General features: G+C 67.5%; 4 protein-coding genes and 1 tRNA gene. 3 read left to right on the plus strand and 2 right to left on the minus strand.

The annotated features are described in order from the left end of the window. The coding region (locus tag WA805_RS19010) for a hypothetical protein (protein ID WP_425243005.1) at positions 1–560 on the plus strand (560 nt) is incomplete at its 5' end. Between the two features lie 234 nt (positions 561–794). Here the strand turns inward: WA805_RS19010 and WA805_RS19015 are convergent. Continuing rightward, complete coding sequence (locus WA805_RS19015) at positions 795–1,493, minus strand: hypothetical protein (RefSeq protein WP_422288707.1); 699 nt, start codon at positions 1,491–1,493, stop codon at positions 795–797. A 253-nt stretch (positions 1,494–1,746) separates the two neighbouring features. Between WA805_RS19015 and WA805_RS19020 the strand changes: the two genes are divergently transcribed. Next, the gene (locus tag WA805_RS19020) at positions 1,747–2,274 is read left to right on the plus strand and encodes a hypothetical protein (protein WP_422288708.1); all 528 of its coding nucleotides are present in this window, start codon (positions 1,747–1,749) and stop codon (positions 2,272–2,274) included. A 402-nt stretch (positions 2,275–2,676) separates the two neighbouring features. Here WA805_RS19020 and WA805_RS19025 read toward each other — a convergent pair whose 3' ends face one another. Beyond that, positions 2,677–3,288, minus strand: coding sequence for a hypothetical protein (locus WA805_RS19025; protein ID WP_424561076.1), 612 nt, complete (start codon positions 3,286–3,288; stop codon positions 2,677–2,679). 203 nt (positions 3,289–3,491) lie between these two features. Here WA805_RS19025 and WA805_RS19030 point away from each other — a divergent pair. Next, positions 3,492–3,567 (plus strand) — tRNA-Thr (locus tag WA805_RS19030). Positions 3,568–3,684: the final 117 nt, after the last annotated feature.

The following is a 3,684-nucleotide window of genomic DNA, read 5'->3' on the forward strand; positions in this document are numbered from 1 at the left end:
ACCGCCGCCAGTGGATGGCGCTCGGCGCCATCGCCGTCGTCGCGGCCGGCGCGATCGGCGGCGTGCTGGTGAAGTTCATGCACTCCGGGCCCGGCGGCCCCGCGCACACGGTCGTGGCGCCGAACCAGGCGGACGGCTTCACCCGCAGCGCGAACCTGGAAAAGCAGATGAAGGTCGACTCGCTGAGCCAGAGCGTGATGCAGTCCAGCTCCGGGCAGGCGTCGAACCTGGTCTCCGCGGTGTACGAGCAGGGCAACGCGGCGGCAGGCGCCAACGCGCAGATCTTCATGTTCGTCGGCGGCAAGCTGGCCGGTGCCTCGCCGAGCGCGTCCGTCGCTAGCTTCGAGCAGAGCTATCCGGGGGCGAAGGTCGTGCCCGCCGGGTCGCTGGGCGGCGACGCCGTGTGCGCCGAGAGGCAACTGAACGGCGAAGGCGTGGCGATGTGCGTGTGGTTCGACAACGATAGCTTCGGCGCGCTGGTGTCCCCGACGATGAGCACCGCGAAGCTCGCCACCACCCTGGACGCGGTGCGCCCGAGCCTCGAGCTCTACGCGAAGTAACCTCGCCCGGCGAGACTTCGCGCTAGCCCCGGCGGTCAGTCTGCCGATTGGCGCCTTCGGCCTGCTGTGGTGGGAAGTGCCACCCCAGCACGCCGCCTCGATCGAAGCAACGTACGACCTCGGCATTGGCAGCGTTACCCACTGGCTCCAAGATCCAGTTAGCGCTGAAAGTTTGACCGGTCATAGGCGGCCAAACTTTCAGCGCTATCGAAAGGCAGGCCACAAACCCGTCCGCTAGCTCTGAGCTGGCGGCTCGCCTGGCGGGTCCGACGGTTCTGCGGGCTTCCCAGGTGACGCGGGGCCGCTCTGGGCGGGAGCTGGGCGCCTGCGGAACGTCAGCCTGGCGACCGCGAGCAGGAACGCCAGGGCGAGCACCGCGAGGCCGGCCAGCTGAGCCCCGACGACAGGTGCCCCCTGCGGGAGCGCGGACGTGTTCGCGACTGCCTGGGTCTTCTGCGGGTCTTGCTTGGCCGCCGGCGGATCCGCCGATGGCGTGAGCGCCGGGAACAGGCCCGCCGCGTTGCCGCCCGGGCTGAGCACCGGACTGGCGCTAGGCAGGTATGGCAGGTTGCCGGCGGTCAGCGGGGCCACATCGGTGCCGTCCGGCGCGCTCGGGTCGGCAGAGTTCGTCGGGGCGGGGCTGGCGGCGGTCACGGACGTGGTCGCCGATGCCCGTGGATCCGTGGTCAGGCCCGCCGCGCTGGCCGTGGCCGTCAAACGGACCGAGGTCACGGTGGTCGCGGAGGCGGCCACGGCGATCTTCGCCTGCAGCTGGCGCCGGGCGGACTTCGCGTCCAGCGCGCCGAGATCGCACGACGTGCTGCCGTCGTGGCTGCCGCAGCCAAAGCTGAACGTCGGCTTCAAGCTCGCGGGTGCGGCCGTCAGGCGGATGGTCGCGTCGGGCACGTCGCCGCCTTGCGCCCAGGCGGTCACTGTCCATAGGGCAGTTTGCCCGCGCTGGATGCTGGACTTGGCGGGCTGCACCGCGACGCACAGGCTGACCTGCCCGGGCTGAGCCGTGGGGCTGGTAGCGGACGCGGTGGGGCTGCTGCTGGCTGCCGGGTCGGCTATCGCCGCCGACGAGGTTGGCGTCGCGGACGTGGTGGCCTTCGAGGTGGCGCTGGCCGTCTCGGTTTGAGTCTGCGTCGCGGAGGGCTTCGTCGCGGTCGCGGTCGCGCTGGAGGTCTTGGTCGGCGCCGGGGTGGAGCTAGCCGTCGGCTTGGCGGTGGCCGTGGTGGTGCTCGGCTTGGCCGACGTCGATGCCTTCGAAGACGCCGATGGACTAGTGGTGGCAGTCGCGGTGTGCGCGGAGGGCGAGGGATCCGTACTCGCGGTCGGCGACTTCGAGGCGGTCGCGGTCGGAGTAGCCGTGGCGGAGGTGGTCGCGGTCGGATCGCTCGTGGACGGTTGCGGGCTGGGCGAGCCGCTGGGAGTCCCGGTTGGCGTGGGCGTCGCGGTTGGCGAGGAAGTGGACAGCGGCAATGGCTGGCATTGCTGGACGGCCCCGGTAGACACGGCGACGGCGGCCGTCAGCTCGACGCGCGGCAGCGAGAACCCCGAAGCCGCCGCGACCAGGACACCCCCAGTCACGACGCCGACCACCACCGGTTGTACGTGCGCGATCCGCATGAAAGGCCCTGCCCGTGCTGTTCGTGGTATGCCGTGCTCGTGCCGTACGCCCCCATTGGACACCAACGACAGCGCCCAGTGCTAGTCCACTCCTACCCACCGTCCGCGAGCGATCACGCCCTAACACGGATGATCTGACCACCTCAGCGGTGCTGGAAGGCCGACTGTCACGGACATCTGTCACTCTGAGTAATGTATGTCGCTGTTTGATTATGGGCGTTCTTGCCATAGGGCACGGCTATACAGGGTTAACTAGGTGCCAGTTAACACCCAGGTTGCGTGATGGTGCTCCTTAAGCAACGCTTCGCCTTGGCCCACGTCAACGTCACGGACCTGCCATCGTCACAGTGCGTCGCATCGGCAGGCAGTACCGAGGGTGAAAACGCAGAGCGCCTCCTGGCTGAGGGTGCCGAGTCAATGGTTCGCATAGACGCGGTCCCCCAGCCTATGAACGCTGGGGGTCCGCGTCTTTTTGCGCTGTTGGCCTTTATATAGCGAACGCGGTCACCTTGCCGCCGGACGGCACGATTCCGAGCACCGCGGGCAGCGGCCGGCCGTTAACCGAGATGATGTAGCCGTTGTCGGCGGTTCCTGCCGAATCGATGCCGACCCAGGCGAGCACGTTGTGCCCTGCGAAGTCGGTCTTGACCTGAGCAAGCGTGAGGGTCTGCCCCGCGTACGGGCCCGAGTCCATGTAGTAGGTGTCCCCGGTTTGCTGGAATCCGTAGGAGAAGTCGACGGGCGTGCTGAGCTGGTGCGTCCCGGGCACGGTGGCCTCGCTGCCGTCGGTGATCCAGATGTTTTCTGACAGGTTCGCCGAGCCCTTCGCGGTTATACCGCCGAAGCTGGCGACCGAGCCGAGCGATATGACCTCGCCGGCGTCGGCGTAGCCAGCCTGGGTGCCCGTGCTGGCGCCGAGCTGACCGGGATAGAGCGTCCACGTGGTCCCGTTGTCGGTCTCGGCGCGGACGGGAAGGGCGGATGCGCTGTGGGCCGGGAGCGGGGATGCGCTGGCGCTGGCCGCGCTGATACCGGCTCCGGCGATGGTTATCGCGGCAGCGAGCACCGCCGCGATCCTGGTCGTGATCCTTCCTGTCATGATTCCTCCTGCTGTCATGTGACGCGAGCTCTGAAGTGCGTACGTTAAGCAAGGCGCATTCTGTACGGCCATCACCGTACAGTGTTAGTTTTAGTGAAACAAGAGCTGCGAGTGATAGGTGAGATCGCCTGGCGTAAGACGGCCCTGGGCCGGAACTGAAGGTAAGAGCACCAGCCGAGTGCGCTATGCTCTACACGCGACAAGCCCCGTTAGCTCAGTCGGCAGAGCGTCTCCATGGTAAGGAGAAGGTCTACGGTTCGATTCCGTAACGGGGCTCCAGCTCAGCGAGATTTTTCGAACTCGCGAATCAAGATCAAGAGACTAACCAAGTGACTACGACGCCGTGGTCGTGCCGGGCTCGCCGTCTCCGTCGTCTGCATCGTCCGCGTCGCCGAA

The organism is Trebonia sp. (genome assembly GCF_049794275.1).
GTDB lineage: Bacteria > Actinomycetota > Actinomycetes > Streptosporangiales > Streptosporangiaceae > Trebonia.